General features: G+C 32.3%; 14 protein-coding genes and 1 tRNA gene. 8 read left to right on the forward strand and 7 right to left on the reverse strand.

The window, feature by feature from the left end:
- Positions 1–39 precede the first annotated feature (39 nt).
- Together AABL85_RS05085 and AABL85_RS05090 are read right to left on the reverse strand one after the other, a co-directional pair.
- The gene (locus AABL85_RS05085; protein WP_341309381.1) at positions 40–1560 is read right to left on the reverse strand and encodes a PspC domain-containing protein; all 1521 of its coding nucleotides are present in this window, start codon (positions 1558–1560) and stop codon (positions 40–42) included.
- Positions 1553–1894: a PadR family transcriptional regulator gene (locus AABL85_RS05090; protein ID WP_006257061.1), complete on the reverse strand. Its 342-nt coding sequence runs from the start codon at positions 1892–1894 to the stop codon at positions 1553–1555. The genes AABL85_RS05085 and AABL85_RS05090 overlap by 8 nt, the downstream gene beginning before the upstream one ends.
- A gap of 152 nt (positions 1895–2046) precedes the next feature.
- On the opposite strand from AABL85_RS05090, the gene AABL85_RS05095 reads away from it, so the two are divergent.
- The 8 genes from AABL85_RS05095 to AABL85_RS05130 all read left to right on the forward strand — a co-directional run bounded on the left by AABL85_RS05095 (position 2047) and on the right by AABL85_RS05130 (position 9613).
- Complete coding sequence (locus AABL85_RS05095; RefSeq protein WP_286413872.1) at positions 2047–2508, forward strand: DUF4442 domain-containing protein; 462 nt, start codon at positions 2047–2049, stop codon at positions 2506–2508.
- A complete protein-coding gene (locus tag AABL85_RS05100; protein WP_341309382.1) occupies positions 2508–3410 on the forward strand; it encodes a TIGR01777 family oxidoreductase in 903 nt (300 codons plus the stop codon). The genes AABL85_RS05095 and AABL85_RS05100 overlap by 1 nt, the downstream gene beginning before the upstream one ends.
- Positions 3411–3587: 177 nt before the next feature.
- Positions 3588–4178, forward strand: a complete 591-nt coding sequence (locus tag AABL85_RS05105) for a nucleotide exchange factor GrpE (protein WP_341309383.1) — start codon at positions 3588–3590, stop codon at positions 4176–4178.
- A 33-nt stretch (positions 4179–4211) separates the two neighbouring features.
- A complete protein-coding gene (gene dnaJ, locus AABL85_RS05110; RefSeq protein ID WP_006257057.1) occupies positions 4212–5336 on the forward strand; it encodes a molecular chaperone DnaJ in 1125 nt (374 codons plus the stop codon).
- Positions 5337–5522: 186 nt separating this feature from the next.
- Positions 5523–6443: an ABC transporter ATP-binding protein gene (locus AABL85_RS05115; RefSeq protein ID WP_286413868.1), complete on the forward strand. Its 921-nt coding sequence runs from the start codon at positions 5523–5525 to the stop codon at positions 6441–6443.
- A 1-nt stretch (position 6444) separates the two neighbouring features.
- Positions 6445–7758, forward strand: a complete 1314-nt coding sequence (locus AABL85_RS05120; RefSeq protein WP_341309384.1) for an ABC transporter permease — start codon at positions 6445–6447, stop codon at positions 7756–7758.
- 28 nt (positions 7759–7786) lie between these two features.
- Entirely contained in the window at positions 7787–8959 is a 1173-nt protein-coding gene (locus AABL85_RS05125) for a sigma-54-dependent transcriptional regulator (RefSeq protein WP_286413865.1), read from the forward strand.
- A gap of 3 nt (positions 8960–8962) precedes the next feature.
- A complete protein-coding gene (locus AABL85_RS05130) occupies positions 8963–9613 on the forward strand; it encodes a DEAD/DEAH box helicase (protein WP_286419209.1) in 651 nt (216 codons plus the stop codon).
- A 34-nt stretch (positions 9614–9647) separates the two neighbouring features.
- Here the strand turns inward: AABL85_RS05130 and AABL85_RS05135 are convergent, their stop codons facing one another.
- The 5 genes from AABL85_RS05135 to AABL85_RS05155 all read right to left on the reverse strand — a co-directional run bounded on the left by AABL85_RS05135 (position 9648) and on the right by AABL85_RS05155 (position 14441).
- The gene (locus tag AABL85_RS05135) at positions 9648–10280 is read right to left on the reverse strand and encodes a hypothetical protein (RefSeq protein ID WP_341309385.1); all 633 of its coding nucleotides are present in this window, start codon (positions 10278–10280) and stop codon (positions 9648–9650) included.
- Between the two features lie 25 nt (positions 10281–10305).
- Complete coding sequence (locus AABL85_RS05140; RefSeq protein WP_341309386.1) at positions 10306–11001, reverse strand: hypothetical protein; 696 nt, start codon at positions 10999–11001, stop codon at positions 10306–10308.
- Between the two features lie 111 nt (positions 11002–11112).
- A tRNA-Met gene (locus AABL85_RS05145) sits at positions 11113–11185 on the reverse strand.
- A 127-nt stretch (positions 11186–11312) separates the two neighbouring features.
- Positions 11313–11933, reverse strand: a complete 621-nt coding sequence (locus AABL85_RS05150; protein ID WP_286413857.1) for an NAD(P)H-dependent oxidoreductase — start codon at positions 11931–11933, stop codon at positions 11313–11315.
- A gap of 228 nt (positions 11934–12161) precedes the next feature.
- On the reverse strand, positions 12162–14441 hold the full coding sequence (locus AABL85_RS05155) for a hypothetical protein (protein ID WP_341309387.1): 2280 nt from the start codon (positions 14439–14441) through the stop codon (positions 12162–12164).

Genomic DNA, 14441 nt, shown 5'->3' on the forward strand with positions numbered 1-14441 from the left:
CCTTTTTTATTGGTAATAATTGAAACAAAATTAATATTACTAGCAGTCAGAGCATTTAAGGGTAGAGTCCTCTTGCATCTCATACCAATGCGCTCCGGCTGTAAGTGTCTCGTTTGATTTTATTAATGCTTTTACTGGTTCACTGATGTATACTTTTTTACCTTTTGGGATGTAAATAGTGTATACTATTTTAGCATTTTTAGTATCTGTATTTGTTGTACTTTCTGGAAATAGATTGTTAGAAAGGATTAATTGATTTCCTTCTTGATTGAAGTTAATTAAGTTTAGGTCTATCTCAATTAACTTGTTTTTCTTTTTATTGATAGTGAAGTCTTTAACCTCTGAAGTACCGTATATCTCGTTTTGAAATGTTGGTAAAATTTCTATTTCTATAGGCAAAAGAGAGTTGATTTCTTTTACTTCAAACCCTTCCGTTTTTGACTTATCTGATTTAAAATAATCTTCTGTTACTAATGTGATTTTAATGTCATCAATAGTATCATCAAAGTTGAATTCTGAAGTCGCTTTAGCTGACTCTGTATATTCAGTTCTATAGATGTGTCTTGCTTCATAGTTTTTAGCATTTAAGAATGGTATAGAGAACAAACCTAAAGAAATAAACCACAGTAGTAATAACCCAATTATGATTAGAGCTACATACTTAATGTTAGTATAAATCATGCGTAACCCTATAATTAACAATCCGATGAAAGGAAGGGTAACTAATGAAGTTAGCAACAAGATACTTACCCAAAATGGATATACTCCTGCAGAAAGTAAAGGAAATTCAGAACCTATTTCTTCTAAGATAATTTCTTTATTAATCAAAGCTGCTGAAATACCTATTATGCTTGAAAATATTGATAATACACTTATGACGATAAAGAAGATACCGATAATATTTAGGATGATTTTACCACTGCGCTCACCCGCTCTTTTCGTTTGATTTTTGATATGTTCGTAGTCTACATCATTGATCTTGCTCGTTACATAATTAACATTCTCCATTACCTTTTTCTCAATAGTAGAGATATTTATAGGTTCTCTTTTCATTTCTAAGATCTGAGAAGTAGTCTTCGCTTCTGGTACGATAATCCATAAGATGAGGTATAATAAAACTCCTGTTCCGTAGAATAATACTAATATCATAAAGATAATTCTCATCCATACAGTATCTATCTTAAAGTAGTGACCTAGACCTGCTAATACTCCACCTACCATAGCGTTCTCACCATCTCGGTATAGTTTTTTCGTACCAGTATAGACGTATTTAGTCTCAGTTTTTGCAGCTGGTTCTTCATCTATTATGTAGTCTTCTGGACTTCCCATAATAGAGATTACTCTATCTACATCAGCTATTGTGATAACTTGATTAGAGTCTGTAATATTCTCAGAGAATAGTTCTGCTATTCTGATTTCAATATCGTGAATGATTTCGTCCTGTTCTTCTTTAGGAAACGAACGTTTAATTGCCTTTAGATATTGATCTAGTTTTAGATAAGCATTTTCATCTATGTGAAAAACTGATCCTGCTATATTGATTGTAAGTGTTTTATTCATCGTTCATTTTTTTAGTAGTTATTTCTTTTACTGCATTAGCTAGTTCATACCATGTTTTCGCTAATTCGTCTAAAAATAATTCTCCTTTTTCGGTTAGCTTGTAGTATTTACGTGGAGGTCCAGAACTGGACTCTTCCCATCTATAAGCTAGGTAATCATCATTTTTTAATCTAGTTAGTAAAGGATATACTGTACCTTCTACCACTACCAACTTGACGCTTTTTAGTTCGTCTAGTATTTCTGAGGTATAACAATCTCTCTCTTTAAGAATAGAAAGAATGCAAAACTCTAAAATACCTTTTCGCATTTGCGCTTTTGTGTTTTCTATATTCATGGTAATAGTGTTTCTTATTTTCTATAGCAAAGATATATCTAAAGGAAGGTACTTTGTATTGCATAGTACTGTTTTTTAACACAGAATTAACTTTTGTTAAATTTATGTTAGGGATAAACATTTTTTGTATATTTAGTAAAAATCTAAGTTTTATGAAGTTTAACGTATCGAATATTAATAAGTTTTTGTTTTTTAAATTGCCATCTGCTTATTGGACAGGTGTGCGTATGAAAGAAATATCTGATGTAAGGGCAGTTACAACTGTTAAGCATGGTTGGAAAAATCAGAATCCATTTAATTCTATGTACTTTGCTGTACAAGCTATGGCAGCAGAATTATCTACAGGGGCATTAGTTATGCGTAAGATAGCAGAGAGTGGAGAGAAAATATCTATGCTAGTAGCCAATAATAATAGTAGTTTTACAAAGAAGGCAACGGGACGTATTTTTTTTGAATGTGTAGATGGAGCCTTATTAGATGAAGCTATAAAGAAAACAATAGAAACGGGTGAGGGAGTGACTGTATGGATGAAGAGCATTGGAAGAAATGCAGATGGTGATCAGGTGTCTGTCATGAACTTTGAATGGACTTTAAAAATAAGAAGTAAAAAATAATGAAGGTACTGATAACAGGTGCTACAGGTTTTATCGGGAGTAGAGTAACTCAATCTTTGATCAGTCAAGGTCATGAAGTGCATTATCTTACACGCTCTTTAGGTAAGAATGACGTAAGTAGTGCAAAAGGATTTGTATGGGATCCTTATAAGGGCGAGATCGATATTTCTTGTCTAGAAGGAGTAGAAGCTATTATTCATCTTGCTGGGTCTAGTATAGCCGATTCTTGGTCTAAGGCTGGTAAGAAGTTAATATTGGATAGCCGTATTATACCTACTGCTTTTCTTTATCAAGTGTTGAAAGAAAATACGCATGAGGTGAAGCATCTTATTGGCGCATCTGCTATAGGTATTTATAGTAATATAGCTGAGGTACAAGATGAAGTGCATTATCAAAAGGCTACTAACTTTTTAGGAAATGTAGTAGAGCAATGGGAAAGAGGTAATCTAGCGTTTAGAGAATTAGGAATTAAGGTGAGTCTTGTGCGTATAGGTTTAGTATTAGATTTGCATGAGTGTGCATTAGCTACTATGATAAAACCTGTTAGGCTATGGTTAGGTGCACCTATTGGTACAGGGAAGCAGTATTATTCATGGATTCATATTGATGATTTAGTAAACTTGTTTGTCTATGTCTTAGAACGTAGGCTAGAGGGAATTTATAATGGTGTGGCTCCAGAACCTTTGACTAATAGAGAGTTTACAAATAGATTAGGCGAAGCAATGGGAAAGCCTATTTGGTTACCTGCAATACCAGAAAGCGTTATTAGAGTAGCTCTAGGAGAAAAAGCAATCTTAGTAACAGAAGGACAAAAAGTAAGTAGTGAAAAGATTATCAGTTCAGGATTTGAATTTAAATTCAAGACTTTAAAAATGGCTTTAAGGGACTTTTTTAAAAGTTAAAGAAAAAAGTACAATAGATAATGATAGAAGGAAACTTTAGGGTGCTAGAGTTTCCTTTTTTTATAAAGTGTGATAGGAATTTTATTTAAAGAGATTAAGTGAGGTAATTAACACGAATATAGCTTAATAATGAAAATGTCATAATGACAGATTGACTAAGTTGGCAAAGGATTTGCTATGAAGTTAGCAGTTAATAAGAATAATAAATACACAATCATGAGTACTGAAAATAAAGATATAAATAAAGAACAAGAAGAAATTCAACAAGAAGTAGTACAAGATACTGCTGAAACGCAAGAGAACGTAGAACAAGAAGTGAAGAGTGCAGAAGAATTACTTGCAGAACAATTAGCAAGTGAAAAAGATAAGAATTTACGCTTGTTTGCTGAATTTGAAAACTTTAGAAAGCGTACTGCTAAAGAGCGTTTAGAGCTTTTAAGCACTGCAAGTGAAGGTGTGATGTTATCTTTATTACCTGTGTTAGATGATTTTAATCGTGCTATTCTAGAATTAGAGAAGCATGGAGAGAGTGATCATCTTATAGGAATTAAACTAATCGCTACTAAATTTACAGATACATTATCTAGCAAAGGTTTAGTAGAGGTGGAGATTAAGGCAGGAGATGACTTTAATGCCGATTTGTCAGAAGCTGTGACACAAATTCCTGCAGGAGATGATATGAAAGGTAAAGTGGTAGATGTTATAGAAAGAGGATATAAATTAGGAGAAAAAGTTATTCGTTTCCCTAAAGTAGTTATAGGACAGTAATCTTTCTAAAATAGGAAGTAAAAGACAGTAAAGATGAAAAAAGATTATTACGAAATATTAGGTATTGATAAAGGTGCAGATGCTGCAGCTATCAAAAAAGCATACCGTAAGAAAGCAATTGAGTTTCACCCTGATAAAAATCCTGGAGATAAAGAAGCAGAAGAGAAGTTCAAAGAAGCAGCTGAGGCTTATGAAGTATTAAGTGATGCGGATAAGAAAGCGAGATATGATCAATATGGTCATGCTGCATTCGAAGGCGGAGGTGGCTTCGGTGGAGGTGGTCACATGAATATGGATGATATATTCAGTCAGTTCGGAGACATTTTTGGTAGTGCATTCGGAGGCGGAGGCTTTGGTGGCTTCGGCGGAGGTGGTGGCGGTCAGCGCAGAGTGAAAGGAACTAGCTTACGTATAAAAGTGAAGTTGACTTTAGAAGATATCGCTAATGGAGTAGAGAAAAAAATAAAAGTAAAACGCAAAGTTCAAGCGGATGGAGTTACTTACAAAACATGTCCTACCTGTAATGGTACTGGGCAAGTAATGAGAGTAGCTAATACTGTGTTTGGACGTATGCAAACAGCTTCTCCTTGTAATAGCTGTCAAGGAAGTGGTCAAGTAATGGATCACAAACCTGCTGGTGCTGATAATGATGGTATGATCGTAAGTGATGAGACCGTATCAATCAAAATACCTGCAGGTGTAGCAGATGGTATGCAACTGAAAGTATCTGGAAAAGGAAATGAAGCGCCAGGAAAGAATAGTATACCAGGAGACTTATTAGTAGTTATAGAAGAATTAGAACACGATACATTACAACGTGAAGGAGATAATCTTCATTATGATTTATACATAAGTTTCGCAGAAGCAGCTCTTGGAGGAAGTAAAGAAATTGATTCGGTAACAGGACGTGTACGTATCAAATTAGAAGAAGGAATTCAGTCTGGTAAGATTTTACGCCTAAAAGGCAAGGGATTACCAAGCTTAAATAGTTACGGAAATGGTGATTTATTAGTACATATTAACGTATGGACACCTAAAAAGTTGAACAAAGAGCAAAAAGAATTCTTTGAACAAATGCTTGAGGATCAAAACTTTAAGCCAAGTCCGACTAAAAATGACAAATCTTTTTTTGAAAAAGTGAAAGAAATGTTTTCTTGATTGAAAATAAGTTATACATTTGTAGGACACTTATTAAACAGTGGATTTTCTTTTTCATAGCAATTTTTCCCAACCTTATTTATCCAAATAAGGTTGGGTTTTTTTATGCCATATTGAAAATAACTGTCCTCATTCTCCCGTTTTCAAATATTTACTTATTTTTACAGAAATTAATTGAATTCACCGATGCAATCTATATTAGAAGTAAAGGATGTGGTAAAGACATATTCTGATAAAACAGCATTAAATAAAGTATCTCTCACTGTGCCTAAGGGTACAATCTATGGTCTTTTAGGACCTAATGGTGCAGGTAAAACTTCTTTAATCCGTATAATAAATCAAATCACTTATCCAGACTCAGGACAAATCTTACTAGATGGAGAACCTCTAAGTCCAAGACATATCCAAGATATAGGCTATATGCCTGAAGAAAGAGGTCTGTATAAAACTATGAAAGTAGGAGAGCAGGCTATGTATTTGGCTCAATTAAAAGGCCTTTCTAAAGCTGAAGCTAAACGTCAATTAGATTATTGGTTTGATAAACTTGATATCAAGGGGTGGTGGAATAAAAAAATACAAGAACTATCAAAAGGAATGGCTCAGAAAATACAGTTTGTAGTAACTGTATTACACGAACCAAAATTATTAATCTTAGATGAACCATTCTCAGGGTTTGACCCAGTTAATGCAAATATCATAAAAGATGAAATCCTAGAGTTAAAGGAAAAAGGTACTACTGTTATATTTTCTACTCACCGTATGGAAAGTGTAGAAGAAATGTGTGATTATATTGCATTAATTAATAAATCAAATAAACTAATAGAAGGAAAACTAGTAGATGTAAAAAGAGAACACAGAACGAACTTGTATCAAGTCGGAGTTTTAAGTGATAATATAGAACGTTTATTTTTAGAATTGAGTGATAAATTCAAGTTCCAAAATACTAGTTTTAAATCTCTTAATAATGAAGTACAGTTAGAAGTGGACTTAGGTACAAAAATGCCTAATGAATTATTAAGTATATTATCTGTTAACGGACAGGTAACTCACTTCGTAGAAAAATTACCAACTGTAAATGATATCTTTATTCAATCTGTAAGCAAGTAATATGAATATACTACCATTAATAATAAAGAGGGAGTTCATTGCTAAAGTACGCAATAAGTCATTTATCGTAATGACTTTCGTAAGCCCTATATTTTTTGTTTTACTAACTGTATTTATTGCTTATTTGAGCAGTATGAAAGGGGAAGTAAAAAAAATAGCTATCCACGATGAAAGTGGATTATTTGTTACTCAATTTGAAAGCAATGAAGCTTTTGAATATCAAGATTTATCAGCAGTTGATTTAGATATTCTTAAAGAGGGAGTGAAAGAGGAAAAGTACGAAGGGGTAGTGTATGTTCCAAAGACTGATAATATTGGAGATTATCAAGAGAGTGTAACTTATATTTCTAATGAAAGTCCTAGTCTTAGTTTTGTTAGTAAAGTAGAGTTATTGTTAGGAGATAAGATAACACATGTCAATTTAGAACAAAGTGGAATCGATATTTCTGTAATAGATAAAGCTAAGGCTGATGTAAACTTAAAGCTAGTGAAAGCAGATGGAGAAGCTACTGTAAAAGGTCTTAATGAAATTAAGATTATTATAGGTGGGTTATTTGGATACTTTATCATGATGTTTATTATTATTTATGGAAATATGGTGATGCGCTCTGTGATAGAAGAAAAGACAAACCGTATTATAGAAATCATTATCTCATCTGTAAAACCTTTTCAATTGATGATGGGAAAAATAGTAGGAACGTCTATGGCAGGGTTGCTACAATTCCTTATTTGGGGAGTAGTAGGAGCCATTTTATTAGGTGTAGCAAGTAGTGTATTAGGTATCAATGCTATGCCAGGAACAGGAAGTGCTGAAGCTATGCAAGCTGCTAATGGAATGATTTCGAATGAAATAATGTTCGATGTGCAGAATTATGTGAGTGAAATATTAAGTTTACCATTGATTTCTCTGTTTATCTATTTCATTATTTTCTTTATCGGAGGATATTTCTTATATAGTTCATTATATGCAGCTATAGGAGCTGCTGTAGATAACGAAACAGATACTCAACAGTTTTTATTGCCTATTTTACTTCCTTTAATGTTAGGTGTGTATATTGGTTTCTTTACAGTAATGAAAGATCCACATGGGACAGTTGCTACTGTATTTTCAATGATTCCATTTACCTCTCCAATTGTTATGTTGATGAGAATACCTTTTGGTGTACCTTTGTGGGAAGTTATAGTGTCTATTATTATTCTATTCCTTACATTTATACTAGTAGTATGGATAGCGGCTAAGATATACCGTATTGGAGTGTTAATGTACGGAAAGAGACCTTCATGGAAAGAACTTTATAAGTGGCTTAAATACTAGTGTTATAAATTGCTTTGAATTATAATATATGGGAAAAACATCTAAAATATTAATAGTAGAAGATGAAGCTGCTATTCGTAGAGTGTTAGTAAAGATTCTAGAAGAAGAGTCTTCAGAATATGTAGTAGATGCTGCTGAGAATGGAGAGGAGGCACTACAAAAGATAACGGTTGAAGATTATGATTTAGTAATTTCAGATATCAAGATGCCTAAAATGGATGGAGAGGAACTGTTAGTAGCAGCTAAAAAGATAAAGCCAGATACAGTATTTGTAATGATATCTGGGCATGGAGATTTAGAGACTGCTGTAAACACAATGCGTCTAGGTGCTTTTGACTATATCTCAAAACCACCTGATCTGAATAGGTTACTTACTACAGTTAGAAATGCTTTAGATACTAGTAAGCTAGTAGTAGAGAATACGATATTAAAGAAAAAAGTAGGGAAGAAGTACGAAATGATAGGAAATAGTGAACCTATCAGTCAGATAAAAGATATTATCGAAAAAGTAGCTCCTACAGAAGCAAGAGTATTGATAACTGGGCCTAATGGGACAGGAAAGGAATTAGTAGCTCATCAGATACATTTGCAAAGTAATCGCGCTCAAAATATGCTGGTAGAAGTGAACTGTGCAGCTATTCCTTCAGAGTTAATAGAGAGTGAATTATTTGGTCATGTAAAAGGGGCTTTTACTTCTGCTGTAAAAGATAGACCAGGTAAGTTCGAACAAGCTAATCACGGAACTATATTTCTAGATGAAATAGGGGATATGAGCCTGTCCGCTCAAGCAAAGGTACTTCGAGCATTACAAGAAAATGTAATCACACGTGTGGGAGCAGAAAAAGATTTGAGAGTAGATGTACGTGTTATTGCAGCTACAAATAAAGATCTTAGGAAAGAAATAGAGGAAGGGCGCTTCAGAGAGGATTTATATCATCGCTTAGCTGTTATTCTAATTAAAGTGCCTGCATTGAATGATCGTCGGGATGACATTCCTTTATTAACGGATCATTTTGTCAATCAAATAGCAAAAGAGCAAGGAACAGCTCCAAAGGTATTTAGTAGTGAAGCTATCGAATTGTTACAACAGTATGATTGGACTGGTAATATTCGTGAGTTGAGAAACGTAATAGAAAGATTAATAATATTAGGAGGCAAGGAAGTTTCGAAACAAGATGTCGAGATGTTTGCAAATAAATAGAATATGAAATTAAAAAAGATAAATAGTACTTTACAAGAGAACTTAAGTAAGAACGGTCTTTTAGAACCAACAACTCTTCAAAAGAAAACTTTTGGAACAATTAAAAGTGGGAGAGATGTAGTTATTTTTGGACCTAAAGAACAAGGGAAAACAACAGCTATGATTATCGCAGCTCTACAGCGTACAGAAAAGCCTGTAGAAGGAGAAATCGCTACTAGAGTATTAATTGTTGTTAAAGATAAGTTTGAGGTAGAGAGATTAATGGAAGTCTTCGAAGAATATAGTAGATATACTGATTTGAGAATCTATGGAGTGCACGATTACACAGATTTAGACGAAGATAAGAATCTACTTTCATTAGGTAATGATATCTTGATAGGTACTGCTAATCGATTGAATGAGATGTTTGCAAGTGCAGGATTTGATGTAAATCAGTTGAAGATGTATATTATAGATGATATAGATATTCAGCTTAGAAATCGCTTGGAACCACGTTTACACAGATTGTCAGAAAGTATCGGGAAAACACAGCGTCTTTATTTAGCTAAAGAATTTGTTGAACAATTAGATATGTTCGCTGATAAGTCTCTTAGTGAAGATGCTGAGTGGTTTGACTTTTATGATGATGACGAAGAGGAAGAGGATAATGAATAAAAATATAGGCTGTCTAGATGGGCAGCCTTTTCTTTTATAATATGTTTTTGTTTTTGACTTCAGCTAAGATGCTTAAAGCTTTTTTCTTTATAACAGCAGGAAGTTGTTTGAAGTTACTGTCTTCTTCTATCTGATATTTATCTTCTTCTTGATAAGGAATATAAGCTGTAACCTTAGATTTATAAAGTTCATAACTATTTGCTTTAGCAGTGTATACAATTACTTTTAAAGGCTTAGCATCTAGACCGTCAGAATTCATAAAATAGGTTAGGTAAAACTCTGGTTTACCATCTTTGTCTATGTCTGTGATGATACAGTAATCATATAAAAACTCTGGTTGTGCTAAGCCTTCAGCGTAGTCTTTGAATTTTATTTTTTCTAATATTCCTCCATGATCTTCTATATAGATACCAGATAATATATCTGTAGGTTTACTAGATAAATAGCTAGGTTTGATTGCTTTTCGCTCATTGAAAAACCATAAATAACTCCCCGTTTTATCTCCTATGTAATTGATAATCATTTTAGGAGTTCCTTCTAGTGGATTACCTAGTTCCTCAATTATATCTTTGAACTTTTGGTCTTTAGGTTTTAATCTTTGGTTTACTTGAGCAATCGAATTAAAGCTAATACAAAGAAATACTAAGGCTAATAGAGTTTTGTTCATATTTTTATATATGGTTAATACATGGTTAAAGATTGATTGATAAAAAGACAATAGCTAGTATTGCTAGAAATATAATGAGTGCGATAATCATTGTTTTTTTTTGTTCTTTTTTATCAAATTCAAAGGTATTTGGCTGTATAAAAAAATCAGCAAATACACTATCGGCTATTTTTAAGTCCGGTCTGTATAACGTAACTCCTTGTAAGAAGTGCTGTCTAAGTTCTCTAGAATTAGTAGAAAGGTATGTGTAAAAAATATCAGTATTCTGAAAAGATACAGTACATTCCTGATGATTGTAAAATACTTTTAATACCGTTTTACTACTTACATTGACACCTATTGTTTTTGTAAATATATCTTTAGAATAAGGTTGTTTAGATTTGTTGAGATCTTTGTATAATAGATGTTCTATTTCTCCATTGATTTTGTGGTAGTGTATTCCAAGTTCATTGACTACAATTTTTTGTATGAAATGGGGACTTTTCTTTTTATACTCTGTAATGAATTTATACACTCCATAAGTAAGTAGTAAAGTATATAAAACTATTAGTATATAAGCTCCTGTATTGTTTGTATATTCGTTTATTAAAGCAAAAGGAATAAGATATAGTAATAATAAGAAAAATGAGATAAAAAGTAGAAATACGATACGAACGAACAAAGTTAATTTGGGATTTGTAAGAGTGGTTAATTCTGGGAAAGCATCTGAAGTGTATTTCATTTTATCTTTTATCAATATGTAAAAATATAAAATTATTGGGAAGTTGATTTAGAAAAGAAGAAGTAAAAATAGGATATAAAAAAAGGAGACCTAAATAAGTCTCCTTTGTAGTAGCGGGAACAGGACTCGAACCTGTGACCTTCGGGTTATGAGCCCGACGAGCTGCCTACTGCTCTATCCCGCGATATTGTGGTGCAAATATACTACTAAATAGTAACCATGCAAGGGATAGAAGCTTTTATTTTAAAAAATATTTTAGTTTTTTGGTTAATGTGTTGTTATTAAGGTTGTTGTTATTAAGGTTGTTGTTTTTATAATGTGTTTGGGTATATATCGATATTATGAGGTTTAGAGTCTATTATTGCATAGTTTTGAACTTCCTTTAACCAGTTTTGTCGATCTTCTAATGATGAATTATTCAGTAAACCGATGAAAGTACTATCTGTCACTTCTACACCACAGTATTCTAAAATACCTGTTTTGAGTTGAACAAGGGCGCTATCATTAAAAACAGTAGTGTAAACATCTTGACTAAGGTCACCACCAGTTGTGATTATTCTAGCTGTACGTCCTTTTAAGAGACCTATTGTTTCTGTTGTAGAGATATGGTTAAATGTGATGCCAGGTAAGAAGGCTCTATCAAAAAAGCCCTTCATAATAGCTGGTAGACCTACCCACCAAATAGGATGTAACCATACCATATGATTGCTCCATTTAATATCATCTAAGGCTTTTATTAAATCAGGTTCTAGTACTGTGCGTTTTCTATATCCGAATTCAAGATTAGGATTGAAGTCTAAACTGTGAAGGGCTAAATATTTTACTTCTATTTTATGATTATCTTTAAGTGCTTCTATATAAGCAGTAGCAAGCGATTGATTATAACTTTCAGGATCTGGATGTCCATTGATTACTAAGATTTTTTTTGTCATATCGTATTAATGATTTTTAAGACGACAAACTTACTGGTGTTTTTTAGACAGTAGTAGGTATATTTATATGGTATTTCGGTAGTATATATGGAAGGAATATAAATGAAAAAAGGACACCTAATGTAAGATGTCCTTTTATGTTGTAGCCCCAACTGAACAAATCTCGAAACATTTTTTGGAGGATTTGGAGCGGTTGTCCGAATTAGAATCAACAAAATGTATCCAATATTAATTCCAAATTGAATTTATCTCATAAACCTCATTATGAGTTGATCTATCATCAAATTGAGAAAATGTTTTTATTTGAATACACTTTGCCTCTGTTTTATACAATATTTTTACATGTATATCTACACAAGCAAGAACGAATTTCGAAAGATTTTCTTCAGTTTCTTCAGTTTCAATTTCTTGTTTTATTGTAGTAAAACGTACATCGTTCAAGTCAATTAGATTGGTGTAAATTCTTGTTGTTTCGTCAATTATTTTCAATCCATACTTTGTAATAGATTCAGCAGTAATCTCATTATGTTCGATTTTTGGTAAATCATTTTTCTGAATTATAAAAAGAGATTGTGAAACGGCTTCATTCATATAATTTTCTATTTCAATGATCCTAATTTGCTTGTAATACCATTCACTATCACTTTGTTCTAAACCATTAATATTAAGCATTGATATGTAACCTAAGTTAAATCCAATGGCAATAATTACAAAATCGTTGTGATTGATACTTAGCTTATCTATTGCACTAAAAACATCCTGATCTCTAAGAACGTATTTAGTATTATTCATCTTTATGAAAACATTCAGTGCCTGATATTTAAAATTTAGAGCAACTGCCTGTGCTAAAATAGAGTCTGAATTAACATAATGGATTTCTTGATTTGCAGCAAAACCAGCCTTTTCCATTATTTTATAATCACCTCCTATAGAGAAACTTTTATAATCAGTCGGTAAATTTCCAGTAAATAACAAAGAATAATCATTAAATGTCTTATTTAAAATCTTCTTTGTTTTTTCCTCAAAAGAAACTAATCGTTCACGATCAATGGTCTGGGTTGATTTTGTATTATCAAATTGAGAATTAATTTTTGATTTTAAATTATTTATCATTTCACTAGGTGTTTCCTTTTGGTTTTCTGAAAACCATTCTGTAGTTAGTGATAATCCAATTCTCTTTAGGACAGATTGCTTTTTGAGATATTCAGAAGTATATTCGTTTAATTTTTCTAATTCTTGATTCCAGATCTTCATTTCTGATAAATCAGTTGGAGGAGAAGGGATTAGTAAGCGATTCGAATATGTGTGGTATTTAGGAAGTGTATATTGCCGGAGGAATAAAATTGACAAATAACGTTTGATCCACTTCTGAATTATTCCATCCGCATTAAATCCTGATAGTTTAGGAAAAGGATATTTTTGTTCATAATAGACGGGATTTATATAGCCTCCCTTTTGAGATACCTCCATATATCTGGTAATAACTTCTTTCATCGACTCTGGAACCAATACATATTTGGGTGGTGATTGAGAAGTCCAATTGATTATTTCTTTGATTATTTCATATTTTCCTTTGTACATTAATAGCCCTCCTAATGCATAATGAAATTCAATAAAATCTTCTATTTGTATCTCTCTGCTTCTTGCCTCTTCGTCATTGGTACATCTTCCCTCAGAGTAACTTCGATTAACAGGTGTTAGAAAAAGATTACGTAATTGATGTGCTTTTTTCCAATAAGCAATAATAGCATCATCTTGATTATGGTTAATAATTTGAAGTAGACACATCCACATAAAGCGATATGTATTAGCACTAATAATTGTTTCTTGATATTCGTCAAGAAACAATGAAAAGAAAGTACTATCATTAAAATAAGAAATTGTCCGCTTTTGTCTTGTGCATAATAGCTCATTTGCCTCAAAGATCGCATCATAATATTCCTGGGGATAAACTACCGGTGTATTTTCTTTTCCGACTCTAAAATTGATAAACGTTTCAAAATAAAATGTGAATAACTTTCTAGCTAACGATTCATCAGATTTTTGGATTGAATAAAGTAATATTTTTGATATTGATTCAAAAAGTACAAGTTTTTCTTTGTCTTCTGAATCATTATACTTTTTGATTAGATGTTCTAAAAGTTTTTCTGGAACGTAATATATATATGTAAGTTGTACGATGCAGAATGTACATGTTATTAAAGCAATTGTTCCAATAATTAGCAATAAAAGAGCAGAATTGTCTATTATTCCATTAAGACATTCAATGTCTGTGATTCTTGGTAGTTGTAATAGCCAAATACCGTAAGCACAAATGGTAAAAATAAGTACAATTATGTATACTTGGGAAACGTTTTCTTTTCTGAATGTCTCAATTAGCTTAGTTGAATTATATTTATCATCAATTCTGCTAATTGTTTGTAATAAAAGAGGAAATGCAATTGCGAAAATTGCAATAATCATAGGAATTAGTCCTACAGAGACCAAGTCATTATAATCATTAAGCAT

This window comes from Myroides odoratimimus (genome assembly GCF_038039805.1).
Classification (GTDB): domain Bacteria; phylum Bacteroidota; class Bacteroidia; order Flavobacteriales; family Flavobacteriaceae; genus Flavobacterium; species Flavobacterium odoratimimum_B.